General features: G+C 41.7%; 15 protein-coding genes. 13 read left to right on the top strand and 2 right to left on the bottom strand.

Features of this window, described 5'->3' with window-relative positions; genetic code table 11:
- Nucleotides 1–17 precede the first annotated feature (17 nt).
- The 4 genes from filC to filF are packed head-to-tail and all read left to right on the top strand — an operon-like array spanning nt 18 to nt 6,212.
- On the top strand, nt 18–1,259 hold the full coding sequence (gene filC / locus HLH18_RS03755; protein ID WP_171545798.1) for a putative pilus system protein FilC: 1,242 nt from the start codon (nt 18–20) through the stop codon (nt 1,257–1,259).
- A 12-nt stretch (nt 1,260–1,271) separates the two neighbouring features.
- The gene (filD, locus tag HLH18_RS03750; protein WP_171545797.1) at nt 1,272–2,936 is read left to right on the top strand and encodes a putative pilus system OmpP1/FadL family transporter FilD; all 1,665 of its coding nucleotides are present in this window, start codon (nt 1,272–1,274) and stop codon (nt 2,934–2,936) included.
- Between the two features lie 31 nt (nt 2,937–2,967).
- Complete coding sequence (gene filE, locus HLH18_RS03745; RefSeq protein ID WP_250852365.1) at nt 2,968–4,176, top strand: putative pilus assembly protein FilE; 1,209 nt, start codon at nt 2,968–2,970, stop codon at nt 4,174–4,176.
- A gap of 23 nt (nt 4,177–4,199) precedes the next feature.
- The gene (gene filF, locus HLH18_RS03740; RefSeq protein ID WP_171545795.1) at nt 4,200–6,212 is read left to right on the top strand and encodes a putative pilus system protein FilF; all 2,013 of its coding nucleotides are present in this window, start codon (nt 4,200–4,202) and stop codon (nt 6,210–6,212) included.
- 65 nt (nt 6,213–6,277) lie between these two features.
- Here the strand turns inward: filF and HLH18_RS03735 are convergent, their stop codons facing one another.
- Nucleotides 6,278–6,826, bottom strand: a complete 549-nt coding sequence (locus HLH18_RS03735; RefSeq protein WP_171545794.1) for an NUDIX hydrolase — start codon at nt 6,824–6,826, stop codon at nt 6,278–6,280.
- Nucleotides 6,827–6,952: 126 nt separating this feature from the next.
- Between HLH18_RS03735 and HLH18_RS03730 the strand changes: the two genes are divergently transcribed.
- The 7 genes from HLH18_RS03730 (at nt 6,953) to fghA (ending at nt 12,945) form a co-directional block, all read left to right on the top strand.
- Nucleotides 6,953–7,570, top strand: a complete 618-nt coding sequence (locus HLH18_RS03730; RefSeq protein ID WP_171545793.1) for an NUDIX hydrolase — start codon at nt 6,953–6,955, stop codon at nt 7,568–7,570.
- Nucleotides 7,571–7,584: 14 nt separating this feature from the next.
- Entirely contained in the window at nt 7,585–8,115 is a 531-nt protein-coding gene (locus HLH18_RS03725; RefSeq protein ID WP_171545792.1) for a gamma carbonic anhydrase family protein, read from the top strand.
- A gap of 130 nt (nt 8,116–8,245) precedes the next feature.
- Nucleotides 8,246–8,911 carry a tRNA (adenosine(37)-N6)-threonylcarbamoyltransferase complex dimerization subunit type 1 TsaB gene (tsaB, locus tag HLH18_RS03720; RefSeq protein ID WP_171545791.1) on the top strand — a complete coding sequence of 222 codons (666 nt, stop codon included), beginning with the start codon at nt 8,246–8,248 and terminating at the stop codon, nt 8,909–8,911.
- A gap of 12 nt (nt 8,912–8,923) precedes the next feature.
- The gene (locus tag HLH18_RS03715; RefSeq protein ID WP_171545790.1) at nt 8,924–9,748 is read left to right on the top strand and encodes an undecaprenyl-diphosphate phosphatase; all 825 of its coding nucleotides are present in this window, start codon (nt 8,924–8,926) and stop codon (nt 9,746–9,748) included.
- Nucleotides 9,742–10,560, top strand: a complete 819-nt coding sequence (locus HLH18_RS03710) for a class I SAM-dependent methyltransferase (RefSeq protein ID WP_214647254.1) — start codon at nt 9,742–9,744, stop codon at nt 10,558–10,560. Before HLH18_RS03715 ends, HLH18_RS03710 begins: the two co-directional genes overlap by 7 nt.
- 123 nt (nt 10,561–10,683) lie before the next feature.
- The gene (locus tag HLH18_RS03705) at nt 10,684–12,096 is read left to right on the top strand and encodes a C13 family peptidase (RefSeq protein WP_171528933.1); all 1,413 of its coding nucleotides are present in this window, start codon (nt 10,684–10,686) and stop codon (nt 12,094–12,096) included.
- Between the two features lie 12 nt (nt 12,097–12,108).
- A complete protein-coding gene (gene fghA, locus HLH18_RS03700; RefSeq protein WP_171528932.1) occupies nt 12,109–12,945 on the top strand; it encodes an S-formylglutathione hydrolase in 837 nt (278 codons plus the stop codon).
- A 39-nt stretch (nt 12,946–12,984) separates the two neighbouring features.
- Here the strand turns inward: fghA and HLH18_RS03695 are convergent, their stop codons facing one another.
- The gene (locus HLH18_RS03695) at nt 12,985–13,260 is read right to left on the bottom strand and encodes a DUF2218 domain-containing protein (protein ID WP_171528931.1); all 276 of its coding nucleotides are present in this window, start codon (nt 13,258–13,260) and stop codon (nt 12,985–12,987) included.
- 189 nt (nt 13,261–13,449) lie between these two features.
- Between HLH18_RS03695 and rpe the strand changes: the two genes are divergently transcribed.
- Together rpe and HLH18_RS03685 are read left to right on the top strand one after the other, a co-directional pair.
- Nucleotides 13,450–14,136, top strand: a complete 687-nt coding sequence (gene rpe / locus HLH18_RS03690; protein ID WP_131291817.1) for a ribulose-phosphate 3-epimerase — start codon at nt 13,450–13,452, stop codon at nt 14,134–14,136.
- A 396-nt stretch (nt 14,137–14,532) separates the two neighbouring features.
- Nucleotides 14,533–14,985: a hypothetical protein gene (locus HLH18_RS03685; protein WP_171529844.1), complete on the top strand. Its 453-nt coding sequence runs from the start codon at nt 14,533–14,535 to the stop codon at nt 14,983–14,985.
- Nucleotides 14,986–15,009 lie beyond the last annotated feature (24 nt).

Here is a 15,009-nt window from a genome sequence, read left to right as displayed (position 1 = left end):
AACTGGTGGGATGGAATATGAACAGTAAATGGATGAACAAAACCCTATTAGCGATCAGTATTCAAATGCTGATGGGCGCAGCTTATGCAGCTGAAGAGCAGCCAGGATTGGGAGAGTATGAAGTTGTAGATCAGCAAGAAGAGGTTGAATCAACAGCATCCCAGTCTACTGCAGATGCTAATTTAGTAGGAGGGGCTAATGCTGCAGAAGAGCCAGCATTAGGTGAGTATGAGACTGTAGATGAACAGGAAGCGCAAGTTGAAGCAGTGGCGGCACAGTCTGTAAATGCGCAACCTGTAACCGAAACATCACCAGTAGATGAAAAATCGCAAGCATCTTCAGCCCTGCAACAGCAAGAAGGCGACGTCAGTAAAGAAGCCAACTTGCAAGAAGTATTTACATCAAACGAACGCCAGTATTCATTAATCAAAAAAGGTAATATCTCATCTTATTATGATATTGACTATACCTATTATCGTGATACACAACTTGATATGGAGATGGCTCAAGGTCAGCTCTATCAACTGCGTGTTCAAGAAAATGCAACACACTCAATTACTAATACTTTTACTGCACAGTACGGTATTTTAGACAATTTAACCTTTACTGCTTCATTACCATTGGTAGCAAAGACAGACTTATTAAAGGATACCTCTACAGCAGGTTTAGGTGATATTTCTTTGGGGGCACGTTGGGAGCCATTTCCATTACAAGCGGGTCGTTTACCACTGATTTTATTCGGTAATTTATCGACCAAAAGCGGTGACAGTCCATACGAAGTCAACTCTGCGACCGACTTAGCCACAGGTAAGGGGTATTATTCTGCCGGTGTTGGTGCAAGTACACGTAAATATATCGATCCGGTGGTGCTGTTCGCTTCAGTTTCTGCAAACTATGGTTTTAAAGAAACCGGTTTAAATCAACGCCGTGGTAGCCGTGTCATTGATGAGTTTGAACCGGGTATTAGTGGCGGTTTCTCTTTCGGTTTCGCATACTCATTTAACTATGACGTATCGATGACCATGTCGTATCAACAAAGCTTTAATACCGGCTCTGAATTTACCTACAGCAGCGGTGAATCCTATTCACCAGCCGATCAAACCAGTTCAACCTTAGCAATTTCTCTTGGAGTACGTGTATCTCCAGAAACGATTGTGAACGGTACGGTAGGCTTTGGTTTGACGGAAGATGCGCCAGACGTTTCATTGGGTTTGTCATTCCCACTTGATATTTTAGGCTTTGGTAAGAAAATTCGCTAAGAGGGCGGTCGTATGTATAAAATTCGACTCAGACCGCTCGTTAGCGCCATTCTCTTAACGGGCTGTTCAAGTGCTACATTTGCACAGTTAGGCACCAACCTTTCTGTAGATTTACGTTCCTTGAGTATGGGTAACGCGGTTACCGCAGATCCGCCAGGGGTAAACGCTGTTCACTTTAACCCTGCGGGCTTAACCAAGATTGAAGGTCTGCAAACAGAGCAACAAATTATTGTTGCAAACTTTGACTTTCAACGTGAATTTAGCGTACCACCAGGCTATAACGTCTTTGGCTATTCAGATGATCCATTGGTCTGTAATGATGGACCAGAGGTTGCATCTGATATCTGTACTGATTTTAAAGATAAAGTTCGTGGCGATGTTGAATATCCAAGTCTTTATGTTCCTATTTTGAAAAAGATGGTGGATTTAGGCGAAGGTATGCCATTGGTCGCACCTACCATGGGGATTGCCTATAACCCGCCGGGTTCTAAAGCGACTTATGCGACGGCAGTTTATGCGCCACTGGTTGCTGGTTTTGGTGCTGAAAATGGTAATCCGGGTAATTATATGGGGCAACAGGTTGCCTTAGAACGAATTACCTATTTATCTCCATCCGTGGGTTACCAGGTCAATGATCAACTTTCGATTGGTGGTGGTATTGGTATGTCTTACCAAGCCATGGGTCTCAAAACCGATTTACGTTTCCCCAATGAATTAATTGGTATGTTGCGAATGATCGATGAGGTCGTTTGTACGCCATTTAAAGAAAATTCAGACATTATTACCGACATTCTATTACTGGGGATGTGCAATGCCGAAGAAGGTATGAACCCATTCGGTAAATTCGGTCAAATGCAATTAGCAGTGGAGCAATCCTTAAGTCCAAGTTTTAACTTGGGGGTACTGTGGGAGCCAACGGATGATTTTAGTTTCGGTATGGTCTATCAAAGTGCAGCAAAAATGCGCTTAAAAGGGAAATACCATATTGATAATGCCAAAGCACCACAAGAATTAATTAAAGGCTTGATGTCATCGCCAACCGGACAAATTCTTGCAGCTATTTTAGGCTTCCCGAATTACATTCCATCGAGTGAATCGGGTTTGGTGTCCATGGACTTTGAATATCCTGCGCATTTTCAAGCCGGGATTAAATATAAAGTCATGCCGGATTTACAGGTGAATTTCGATGTGGGCTGGACTGACTATAGCGCATGGGACAAATTTACGTTTGAGTTTGACCGACAAATTTCAGCTTTAAAAGTTGCAAAATTACTCTCTGAAAATGTCAGTGACGCTTCGTTATCTTTACCGCTTGGTTTTACCTCGCCGTGGAGCTTCGGTATTGGTATGGAATATTCAGCAACCGATCGTTTAAAATTACGAGCGGGTTATGAGCCACGTTCAAGTGCCATTCCAGATGGTAAACGAAACACCATGATCCCAATCAACAATTCACAATTGTTTGGTATGGGCGTGGGCTATCGTTGGGATGCAGACACCGATTTAGACTTGTCTATCGGTTTCTTACGCAGCCGAGATAATATTCCAGCCAATACCAGTAGTTTAGCCAACCAAACAGGCGTAAATAACTTACTGCTTAACCCATACGCGGGCCTGAATGTGAAAACCAATACAAAAATAACCATTCTAGGATTGAACTATAGAACACGTTGGTAAACAAAGGAAAAGAATGAAAGGGAATTTATTGATGAAAACGATACTGACGTTAAGTTTAGCGCAAGTATCGTGGTCATATGCAGGAGAGTTTCATACCATTATTGGCCCTGACGGTCGTCCAATAGTCATTCAACGTGAGCCGCCAAAAGCGACTGCTGCAAAAACGAATCCAAAACCCGTTATTGTACAACAGCAGAGCCTGCCTGCTGATGGGCAAAAAGCATCATTTGCAACAAGTCCAGCGCAGCATCCTATTGTTCAGACAGCGATTGCTACTCCTGAAAAACCAGTTAAAACTCGCAAAGTTGAATCGAGTGCTCAGACCGATCTTGGCACAGTGAAAACTATAGAAACACAGACCAAAAGTGCTGTGAAGCTTCAGGTTGCAGAAAAAATGCAGCTGCAATCAATGCCAGTTTCTCCAGTTAATAGTCAACCTCTTGCTACTGAAAAGCAATCGGTACTTCAACAGCAGGCTGTAATTTCACCAAAAGTCTTAGAAGTAAAACCTGTGATTATTCAGGAAAACTCAGAAAATACCGCTTTTGTGGATATTGATGGACAGCAATATGTCAAAAACGAATATTTAGAAGATAAAGAATTTAACTTAGAAGGCAAAAAGCGTTTTTACACAATGCCTGAAGGCATTATTGATCTTAAACATGGCGCAACGCGTTTACAAACGGTTGAACGTGAAAAGGGTGTGGGTAAATCCACAATGCAATCCCTGTTTAAACGTAATGTCGTGCAAGATACCGGCCCTATTACCTTGGCAAAGACTTATTACCGCGTTTCACAAGCAGATGTGATTAATGGTTTGGGGCAACAATGTTTTTCTGAAAAAAAACTGAAAAAAGTAAAAAAACTTGATTTAAATAAAGAGGTCAACTTCTGGCCACGTGCACCGCTGAATGATGAGTTCGATTTTGAAGTTGCTGCCCTGAATCCATCTGTACAGAATATTCAGCTGAATTCGTATGCATCACGGCAGAATAACCCCACCTTTTATTGGCCTTTTGTGGTGTTTTTAGATGCAAAAGGTTGTGTCTTAGAAGGTGCAGGTGGATATAAAAATCAAGAGGGGGCATCTACCCTCATTCAGCACGAAAAAATAGAAGGGGTATTACATGTGCCTGTAAACAGCAAATATATATTGCTGACACCGTTGGCTTCAGCCATCGATGTTGAAGATCGTGCATTAACCAATCACGGGCAAATTAAACTTGTTGCAATCCGTTAGGGATAGAATAAAAGAGAGTCAGGATGAACATAAATAAATATAAATTACCTTTTGTAGCAACTGCATTGGTTATGGCTTTAAGTGGTTGTGGTGGAGAAAGTGCTAACGTGACCCCTGAGGTATATGATGAAAGTACGGCCAACGGTTCATGTAAAGCGAGAACAGCAGGCTGCGTTGAATTTGCCTTGGATTATCCATTAAACGGTTTAAATTTCACTTGTAGTAGTGATACTAGGAACCGCTTTACCACGCTGTTTGATCCAAATGGTGGGGCGGCAACTGGTGCATGCAAGGCAGCAGATAAAATCACTTTCTTCTTGCAAGGGGAAAAAGACAAGAAAATTGAATTGGGTACATTTCCAATGAGTAATATTGCCCATGTCAGCGTAGCGCAATTACCGCGTTTAACCCTATTGGATATTGCAGCAGGAATTCAAGGCAGAGCTGCGCAAAAATTATCACCTGATGATGTAACGGTTAAAGTAGCCATTCGTTTGGTGCGTCTGATTCAGGCAGTGGGCTTACAAAGTCAGCAAATTGTCAATGCACGTGATATTCAGCCGATCAGTATTGGTGATGCAGAGCGTAAAAAATTAGAGCAAATCACCTCATTAATCACGCCAGAGCAATTTAAAGGCTTGTCGGATAAAGATTTCACTGATGCAGTCAAAACTTGGGTGGATATTTCTAAAGTCTCTGATGCCGATGCTTTTGATGTCATTACTCAATTGATGCGTATCACGACTGCAGCCGTGTATCAGCCTGAATTTTCACTATTTTCTAGTAAGGAAGTTCTGGGTAGTGCCTTAAGTGGTACGGAAGGTTTGGTGGGCTGTAACAAGGAAGAATGTAAAGCTGAAGATAAATCAGCAACGCATTTGGTGGGTCACTTTATTGTGATGACAGATCGTCAAGGCAAAACCTTTGGTAGTGGTTTGCAGTGGCGTGGTAAAGCTGAAACTGATGTGACCAGTATTGGTGGCGTAAATGCACAATTGATCCGTAAAGTGAAACCTGTACAAATGACGGCACTGCCGCAAGACAGCTGGATTCATCCAATTACCAAAGCAATTAATAATAATCCAGATTTGACTACACAAACTGGTTTCCAATTTAATGTAGATGATAGCAATGCACAGCCATTGATCGTGACACAGGGTAAATTGTTCAATGACTATATGATTGCAGGTAAAGAGCGTTTTTATAAACTGCTGACAGGTAAAAAAGAAGTCAATGAAGAAGACAAGAAAAATTACGGTCTATGGCAACAACAGATCAACAGTGAAAGCTTTAAGGGCACACTTGACCTTTATAAAATTTACCCAATCACCTATTTAGACAGCAAAGTGTTTAAATCGGAAAATAATGTCAGCAGTGGGGCTTATATTTTCCCACTGTATGCAGACTTGACCTTTAAATTCACCGATACCTCGGTGAATACCGTGAAACTGGGTATTGTGATTGACCGCAATGGTGATATTCGGACCAATATGAAAGCCACGCCTGCCACGGTGACGGATTCCTCTGGCACAATCATCGATATGTCGACAGGCACAAATGGTTGTAGTGGTGCTGATGTACTGGGTAGTAGCATGATTGATGACAACAATGTGCAGCAGTATCGCATTGGAACCACGGGTCGTGCGTTTACTAGCTCTGGCACGGATGGCAATAAAATCTCAATTCGTATGATCTTGGCTGACAAAGTATTCCAAAGCCTGGATGGTGCATTGATTGGGATGAACTCGAGTATTCAGACCTCTCCAAATTCGGGTGATTCTATTGTGATTGGTGGTGCATTACTAAACTTAAATAGCTTATTGGCAATGAGCTCAGGTGGTAAACCGGCTGCGGATGATGTGCCTTTTAAAGATTCAGCAGATAGTGATGTAAAATGGGCAAACAGTTTTGCCAGCTTCCAAAGCATTTATAGTGCAATTGATTCAGCCGACGAAGATGCGAAAAAGTGGGCAAAATTCACTGGCGGTAGCATTCAATTTAATCTTGCACCATGTTATGAAGTGAAAATCAAATAATTGCGATATAAAAAAGCCCATCAGATGATGGGCTTTTTTATGCTCTATATTTTTTATTTTATCGATTAACCGGTATGGTCAAGGCGTGAACCTAAGGTTTCTAAATGCATGTCAAATTGATTGGTTTTACGGTCTTCAAAATAATGTCTTAAGGTGCGTTCTACGCTTGGGAAGGCCAGTTCCGACCAAGGAATCTCATCTTCGCTAAATAAGCGGCTTTCAATAGTTTCTTCACCCGAGCCAAATTGACCATTCACTAAATTGGCTTTAAACAGCACATAAATTTGTCCGATCCGTGGAATATTGTACATACAATAAAGTTGTTCAATCTCTACTTCGGCTTCGGCTTCTTCACGGGTTTCACGTGCTGCACCTTGCTCCATGGTTTCAAATAGTTCCATATAGCCGGCTGGAAGTGTCCATAAACCATAACGCGGCTCAATGGCGCGGCGGCACAGTAAAACTTTATTTTCCCAGAGTACAAGTGCACCACAAATGACTTTAGGATTGATGTAATGAATATTGCCACAATCTGTACAAACACGACGTAATTGATGGTCGCCGAGTGGGATTTTTTCCGTAGTTTTATGTCCACAAATTACACAGAAATTCATATTCATCGTCAATGATAAAGGTGTGATCAGCATAACTGAAAAATTGAACTTTGGCATCATTTCTATCTTTTAGAATAAAAATTCAGCTATGATGAAACTAAGAAGAAATGATGGGAGAGTAGAGGTATGGATGACCATTCATTAATACAATCGTTACAGCAAAGATTACGGTTTTCCACACGGGTCAAACCAGCGCAAGCTGCTGTATTAATTGCGATTACAGATGAATCTGATCCAAAAGTTCTGCTCACTCGACGTTCTTTATATTTAAACAATCATGCTGGAGAGGTTTCATTTCCAGGAGGGAAAAGAGATCCACAAGATACCAGTAATATCGTGGTGGCATTACGTGAAGCCTATGAAGAGACCGCATTAAATCCATTTGATGTGCAATTAATGGGTGATTTACCCATGCAAAAAGCCCGCAATGGGATGTTGGTGAAACCTGTCGTTGGGTTGATTCCAGCCGAAGTCGAATTGATTGCTCAACCGACCGAAATTGATCGTATTTTTTTTGCATCCCTCAGTAGTCTAATGAAGGCACCGCCGATTCCTTATGAAGTACGTTATGCACACCAGTCTTTATATTTTCCCAGTATGCGTGTTGAAAATGAAATCGTTTGGGGCTTAACTGCACGGATGCTGGTTTCACTGTTTCAGTATGGTTTGGATTATCAGAAAGAATGGCCTTTTTTATTAAATTCTCCAGCTTTTTATATGAATAAGATTAAACGCAATAAATAAAGGAATATCACAAGATGCTGTACAAATTTAATGGCTATGCACCTCAATCAACACACCAGCCTTGGGATGGCTGGGTAGCGGAAAATGCGACGGTGATTGGTCAGGTCGAAATGGGGAAACAGGTCAGTGTCTGGTTTGGTGCCGTGATCCGGGGCGATAACAGCAAAATCAAAATTGGTGATTTTAGCAATGTTCAGGAAAATGCCGTGTTACATACCGATGCGGGCATTGAAATGCACATTGGCAGTTATGTCACGATTGGGCATCAAGCGATGTTGCATGGCTGCACTGTTGGTGATAACACCTTAATTGGCATTAACTCGGTTATTTTAAATCATGCAGTAATTGGTAAAAACTGCATCATTGGGGCGAATGCTTTAATTCCTGAAGGTAAAGTCATTCCGGATAATTCTGTGGTGATGGGCTCGCCCGGGAAAATCGTCAAAACCTTAGATGAGGCTGCTGAAGTTAAACTCAAAATGAGTGCCATGCACTATGCAGAACATTTTAAGCATTTTCAGAATTTGGAAGCAGTTGAACTGTAATTTGATGATCTTATTCAGCCAAGCAAGCGCTTGGATTTTTTGTATTCCGCAGATGGAAAATCTCGCCTAGTGCGAATGAGTGGAGTATCATATGCCTCGTTTTTTACATTTAAATTAATTAAGGTTGTGCATGAAATTGCTGGCATTGGAAACTGCCAATGAGCAGTGTTCCGTCTCTATTGTAGATGAAACCCAAGAATTATTTTTCCAATTAGATGCGCGAGCAAAAGCACAAACGCAAACAATTCTCCCGATGATTGAGCAGGCATTTATTCAGCTTGGTCTATCTGCATCTGAATTAACTGCAATTGCATTTAGCCGTGGCCCCGGTTCTTTTAACGGTGTGCGAATCAATGCCGCTGTGACTCAGGCATTGGCATGGGCAAATGATCTACCGGTTGTTCCTGTTTCAACGTTGCAAGCCTTGGCACAGGCAGCACACCGCATTGCCGGTTTAAGCGCCGTGACAGCGGTACTCGATGCACGGATGAAAGAAGTTTATATTGCGAGTTTTGAACTCGATTCACAGGGCATTATGCAGGCTGTGGATGAAGAAAAACTGTTAAATTACGATGATGCCAGCCAAGCAGTTAAATTTGAACTTGTAGGTTCCGGTTCAGCTTTAATTAAGCCTGAACAAATACAATACAAAGACTTAAGTGCGACTGCGCAAGATATTGCTACCATTGCGCGCGCAGATGTCGAGCAAAAAAAATGGGTCAGTGCTGAACAGGCATTACCTGTATATTTACGTGATAACGCTTGGAAAAAAATTCCAGAACAGGGCAAATCATAATTAGGATTTTTTATGGATCTTTTACTGCTGCTGAAAGCGGCAATTATGGGTATTGTTGAAGGTATTACCGAATTTCTACCTATTTCCAGTACCGGACATTTAATTCTCGCTTCCGAATTAATGAATTTCTGGACCAAAGAAAAAAGTGATGTGTTCGTCATCGCCATTCAAATGGGCGCGATTGCAGCAGTGATTTATGAATACTGGGCTCGTCTGTGGGGTGCAGCTACAGGTATGTTTACCGGTGAACCCAAAGGTCGCCATTTGGGGTTTAGCCTGATTATGGCTTCGATTCCAATTGTGCTGATTGGTCTCACTTTTGGACAAGCAGTCAAAGAATTATTATTTAACGATATTGCGGTTGCGATTGGTTTGATTGTCGGTGGTTTCATCATTATGTGGATTGAAAAACATCCGCCTAAAGTGAATGCTGAAGAAGTCGAGAACATCAGCTATAAGGAAGCGATCTGGATTGGTTTAATCCAGGTGCTGTCTTTAATTCCTGGTACATCACGTTCAGGTGCAACCATTATTGGTGCCATGTTCCTGGGCATATCGCGGAAGGCTGCCACAGAATTCTCTTTCTTTCTCGGTATTCCGGTAATTGTCGGTGCAGGTCTGCTTGATCTTTATCAAAGTTATGATGTTTTCCAAAGTACCGAAGACTGGACGGTTTTAGCCACAGGGATTATCGTTTCCTTCGTTTCAGCTTTAATTCTGATTCGTGTATTGGTGGCTTATGTCGCTAAACGCGATTTTATGGTCTTTGCCTGGTATCGCATTGCCTCTGGTCTATTAATCTTACTTTTTGCATTTACAGGCTGGAAATTATGGTAAGCGAGATCCGCTTATTTGTAGAACAGGCATTTCAACAGAAAGCACAGCAGTATTCTGCTGTGCTTTCTTCGCGTGGAGTCACTGTTAATGTTGAGACCATTGAAAAGCTGAATGCGCGATTTTTGCGTTTAAATCCTGAACTGGCTTTATGTGTAGATGAATCCGGTCTGTGGTTATGTGCCAATGGCATGAAGATGCAGCCCGACTGGCAGGCCGAAGTGCCCCGTTTAAAACGTTCCTCGTTAAAATCTGAAATGATTGCTCGGGCCTGTAACCTGGGGGAAAAGCCGACCTTGATTGATGCGACTGCGGGTTTAGGTCATGACAGTCTGTTGATGGCACATTTGGGTGCTGATGTTACATTGGTTGAGCGCCATCCGATCTTGTTTACCTTGCTGGAAGACAGCAAAAACCATGCGCAAAATGATGCTTTTTTAAGTTCAGTTGTGGCACGGATTCATCTGGTTTTCTCTGATTCTGCCGATTATTTAACCCGGCAGGCAGAACAGAAGCATGTGGTGGATGTGGTTTATCTTGATCCGATGTTTCCACAACGAGACCAAAATCAGCAAGCCATTAAAAAACAGGCACAAGTGAAAAAGCAGATGCAGTTATTACATATGCTCTTGCCTGAACATGGTGAAATGGATCTGGGTGACAACCTGTTAAGCTTGGCACAAAAAGTGGCGAAACGTGTGGTGGTGAAGCGCCCGCGTCTGGCTGTCTATTTGGCTGATTTGGAGCCGGATCATCAGTGGCAAGGGGATGCGTGCCGTTTTGATGCCTACTTTCAGCATCATCTTCTAGAGTAGTTTGGTAATTGCTTCAATAATGTGCATTAATTTGTTATATAGTTCCAAAGCAGCATTGATAAAACTTCCATCAAGCATAAACTTACACAGTGAATCAGCGAGCTACAGCTAACCCTAAATCCTATGATCGACTTTAAACCCTCCATCAATTTTTGGCATGATTTTAAAAGCAACCAAACTGCAGGGATGTGGCTCTTTTTGGGATCACGTCGGTCTTTACAAATCGTTCGCCCCTCAATTCTACAACTGATTTTTTGGGGGATTTTAGGCGGCAGTGCCAACAGTTTATTTAGTTGGTTAAGTTCAGGGGAAGTGGGGGAGTTTAATCCTCAAGGCTTGATCAGTTATGCCTTATGGCCTTTTATTGCACTGATTGTCGGTATTTTCCTGTCCCAGCGTATTAATAACCCCCGTTTGATGCTGGTGCCTGCCTTATTGTGGCTGGTATTGGATACCCATATCGCCTTATTACAAAGTCTGATTCAGTATTTGGGTTATATCGATGTATTGCCTTACATCTTCTATGACTATTTACCGATGATATTCATGGTGCTGTTTGTCTGGCAAAGTTTGGCTGTGGTGTGGGTGTTTTCCCGTGAGCTGAAATGGCCGTGGTGGGAGCGGGCATTGATTGTAGCTGCGACACTATTCACTCTTGTTGTCTGGCAAATGTCAGTCAAAAGCCAACCGATCTGGAAAGTTGAAGAAACACCACCAACTTTTGCCGAAGATGCCTTTTACGCGCAAAGCCGTATACTGAATAAATCACTTGAAGATGTGCAGTATGGTGAATTTACACAATCGCATTGGTACTTTTTAGGGGTCGCCGGTGCAGGTTATCAAGACGTGTTTAAGTCAGAAGTCGAGCGGATTAAAGAACAGTTTGATACCCGCTTCGGAACCTTTGGTCGTTCACTCATCTTGGTGAATAATCCTGAGACACGCACTCAAACTCCGATTGCTTCGCGTACCAGTATGGACATGGCTTTACGTCGCATTGGCCAGCAGATGAACCGTGAAAGTGATGTGTTATTTTTATACATGACCTCACATGGTTTACCGAATCAGTTTGAAATGGAAAATGATCCGATCGATTTAAATGATGTCGATCCTAAATGGCTTAAAGAAACTCTGGACAAATCCGGTATTCGTTGGCGGGTGATTGTGATTTCTGCCTGTTATTCGGGAAGTTTTGTTCCCGCTTTGCAGGATGATAATACTTTAATTATTACCGCGTCTGCGGCTGACCGGGCATCTTTCGGCTGTTCAAATGAAGCGGATTATACTTATTTTGGGCGTGCATTCTTTGATCAGGCCATGCGTGAGCAGACCTCTGTGAGTGCCGCATTCGAGCAAACCAAAGACACCGTGGCACAATGGGAAAAGGCGCAGGGTTTTGAAGCATCCGAACCACAATGGTCGATTGGTAAGAATATGGAATTTATGTTGCCGCAATTGGAGCAACGCTTATTTCCAGTGACCTCTAAAACAGAGACAAAAATAGAAATACCCCAATTAAGTGTTCAAACACAATAAGGAAAAATAGACATGGAATTAATCCAACATAATCGATGCTTTGATGGTGAACAGCGCATTTATGCTTTTAATTCCAAGGTGCTCAAGGGTGAAGCTAAATTTGGTATTTTCTTGCCCCCTCAAGCTTTAACCGGTCAAGCATGTCCAGCACTTTTTTATTTAGCCGGTCTGACCTGTACAGAAGAAACCTTCGCGATTAAAGCTCATTCACAACGCTTGGCAGCTCAACTGGGTTTGATCCTGATTAGTCCTGATACTTCGCCAAGAGGTGAGCAGGTTGCGCAAGGCGATTCTTGGGATATCGGTCAAGGTGCAGGCTTTTATATTAATGCGACCCAAACGCCGTGGGCGGAACATTATCAAATGGAAAGCTTCATTGCTGATGAGCTTTATGATTTGGTCATTCAGAACTTTCCAGTGCAAGCGGATGCCATGGGGATCTTCGGACATTCCATGGGTGGACATGGTGCGTTAACACTGGCACTGAAATATCCTGAAAAATTTAAATCAGTGTCTGCTTTTGCGCCCATTTGTGCACCAAGCCAATGTCCTTGGGGTGAAAAAGCCTTTTCGAATTATTTTGGTGAAGATCGAAATGAATGGTTAAAGCATGATGCCACTGCCTTGATTCAAGAAAAAGGGGCATTGTTTACAGAAATTTTGATTGATCAAGGATCGAAAGATCAATTCTACGCGCAATTGAATCCGGCATTATTTAAGCAGGCTTGTGCCCAAGTGGGACAGTCTCTAACTTTACGTGAACATGCAGGCTATGATCACGGATACTATTTTATTCAAAGTTTTATCGATGACCATTTGCAATTTCATGCCGTGCAACTTGAAGCGTAATATTTAATTCAAAAAAGGGAGAATCATGTTCTCCCTTTTTTATGAATGCTGCCATGTTGCGGTAAATTGTTGCTGTGCCATACGGCCTAAATGATCGAGAACGACTTTTTCTAAAGTACTTAGGTCTTCTAATGAGCTATCAATTGAGACCAATAATGCTTCTGACTGTGGCATCAGTTTTACGGTTGCATCCGGCATAAAAATACTAAAATTGCCGTCTGTTTCAGCAACTTCAAATTTATGTTTCCAATGATTCAATAAACGCTTGGCGATACGAGCGGCTTCTGATGTGATAATTTTAGTATTGCTTTTCATTCTCATTTACCTTGGGGTGTGGTATCAACATAACAGATTAAAAGAATAGCGAAAGTTAAATCATGCAACGCAATGTTGCAGTTTTGGGATACCGAATAAATAGAATCGAATCAGGATTGAATCACAGCAGCAAGGTTCAATTTGTTATAATGCGAAAAATCAATTCGAATACATAGCCAGGTTCTCCCCATGTCCAAGCCATATTTAATTGCACCATCAATTTTATCTGCTGACTTTGCTCGTTTAGGCGAGGAAGTCGAAAATGTGCTCGCTGCTGGTGCAGATGTCGTACATTTTGACGTGATGGATAACCATTATGTCCCTAACCTGACGTTTGGTGCAGGTGTGTGTAAGGCATTAAAAAAATATGGGATTAAAGCGCCGATTGACGTGCATTTGATGGTTTCACCGGTAGATCGCATGATTGGGGATTTCTTGGAAGCAGGGGCTGACATTATTACCTTCCACCCGGAAGCAAGCGACCATATTGACCGTTCTTTACAGTTGATTAAAGCCGGTGGTGCGAAAGCAGGTTTAGTGTTTAACCCGGCAACTCCTTTGCATTATCTGGACTATGTTCTGGACAAAGTCGATCAAGTTTTGTTGATGAGTGTCAACCCAGGTTTTGGTGGTCAAAAATTTATTCCCATGACTTTGGACAAACTTCGTCAAGCACGCAAAATCATTGATGCTTCAGGTCGTGACATCCGTTTAGAAGTGGATGGTGGCGTAACACCTGCCAATATTCGTGAAATTGCAGAAGCCGGTGCAGATATGTTTGTTGCCGGTTCAGCCATTTTCGGTAAACCGGATTATCAAGCTGTGATTAATGAAATGCGTGCAGAACTTGCAAAAGTAGGTGCTGTAAATCTCTAATATTCTCTAATTAATTGCTGCTAAGTTGTGGATAACTTTATGGATAACCATATGGATATCTGTGTAGATAACTGTATGGATAACTTGATTAGTTTGTAAACGATTATAGGGCGATAGTTTGAAAATTAGACATTAAATGTATAAAAAGGACTCAATCGAGTCCTTTTTTAATGGATTAAGGTATTAAAAGATATGGTTGTTTATTAACCTATGCTTATAAATAAGCCTGTTTAAAAAATAACTTTATTGTTTTAATAGGCATAAAAAGAGCGAATGATGCATTGTTGAGTATAAATTTAAACAATTGTGTATAACTTTGTTCTTGGTTATGTTGTTAGATCTAAATCAAAGTAAAATGATTTATATTTTATTCTAGACGGGTTAAAGGATCATTCTTTGCTGACTTCATTACGCAAACAGGCTTGGTTTGTGTTCCTGATGGTTTTTGCCATCGGGTGGAGTAGTGTTGCCTTTGCATCCGTAAAACCTATGCATCAGCAAATGATGAATGAAGCGAATGTTGATTATCATCCCAATGCAGAAATAACGGCAATGTCTGGTTGCTATGATTCAGTGAGTGTTGAACCTCATATGCAACATTCTTCAGAACATGTAAAAGCAGCGCATGATCAAGATTGTCATCAGACCATGACGGATCAGCAACAGCATTTTAGCTGTAATGATTGCGTACACTTGCACTGTCAGAGTTTAACGGTCTGGCTGGATTCACAAATATCCGATTTAGTGCATTTAGAAGAAGCTCAAGAACATCTACAGCGCAATTTTGATTATTCAGCCCAGCATTTAACCGGCTTCTGGCAACAAATCTTACGTCCTCCTAAAGCTTAATTTTGATTTAAAAAACATTTTTAT

The organism is Acinetobacter sp. ANC 5414, assembly GCF_013004295.1.
Lineage (GTDB): Bacteria > Pseudomonadota > Gammaproteobacteria > Pseudomonadales > Moraxellaceae > Acinetobacter.
The sequence above is the reverse complement of the archived record's forward strand: the minus strand, read 5'-3'. Positions and strand labels throughout refer to the sequence as shown.

Excerpts from the sequence above, each read along its gene's own strand:
- filC (WP_171545798.1), top strand. The coding sequence starts at position 18 with ATGAACAGTAAATGGATGAACAAAACCCTATTAGCGATCAGTATTCAA.
- filD (WP_171545797.1), top strand. The coding sequence starts at position 1,272 with ATGTATAAAATTCGACTCAGACCGCTCGTTAGCGCCATTCTCTTAACG.
- filE (WP_250852365.1), top strand. The coding sequence starts at position 2,968 with ATGAAAACGATACTGACGTTAAGTTTAGCGCAAGTATCGTGGTCATAT.
- filF (WP_171545795.1), top strand. The coding sequence starts at position 4,200 with ATGAACATAAATAAATATAAATTACCTTTTGTAGCAACTGCATTGGTT.
- HLH18_RS03735 (WP_171545794.1), bottom strand. The coding sequence starts at position 6,826 with ATGAATTTCTGTGTAATTTGTGGACATAAAACTACGGAAAAAATCCCA.
- HLH18_RS03730 (WP_171545793.1), top strand. The coding sequence starts at position 6,953 with ATGGATGACCATTCATTAATACAATCGTTACAGCAAAGATTACGGTTT.
- HLH18_RS03725 (WP_171545792.1), top strand. The coding sequence starts at position 7,585 with ATGCTGTACAAATTTAATGGCTATGCACCTCAATCAACACACCAGCCT.
- tsaB (WP_171545791.1), top strand. The coding sequence starts at position 8,246 with ATGAAATTGCTGGCATTGGAAACTGCCAATGAGCAGTGTTCCGTCTCT.
- HLH18_RS03715 (WP_171545790.1), top strand. The coding sequence starts at position 8,924 with ATGGATCTTTTACTGCTGCTGAAAGCGGCAATTATGGGTATTGTTGAA.
- HLH18_RS03710 (WP_214647254.1), top strand. The coding sequence starts at position 9,742 with ATGGTAAGCGAGATCCGCTTATTTGTAGAACAGGCATTTCAACAGAAA.
- HLH18_RS03705 (WP_171528933.1), top strand. The coding sequence starts at position 10,684 with ATGATCGACTTTAAACCCTCCATCAATTTTTGGCATGATTTTAAAAGC.
- fghA (WP_171528932.1), top strand. The coding sequence starts at position 12,109 with ATGGAATTAATCCAACATAATCGATGCTTTGATGGTGAACAGCGCATT.
- HLH18_RS03695 (WP_171528931.1), bottom strand. The coding sequence starts at position 13,260 with ATGAAAAGCAATACTAAAATTATCACATCAGAAGCCGCTCGTATCGCC.
- rpe (WP_131291817.1), top strand. The coding sequence starts at position 13,450 with ATGTCCAAGCCATATTTAATTGCACCATCAATTTTATCTGCTGACTTT.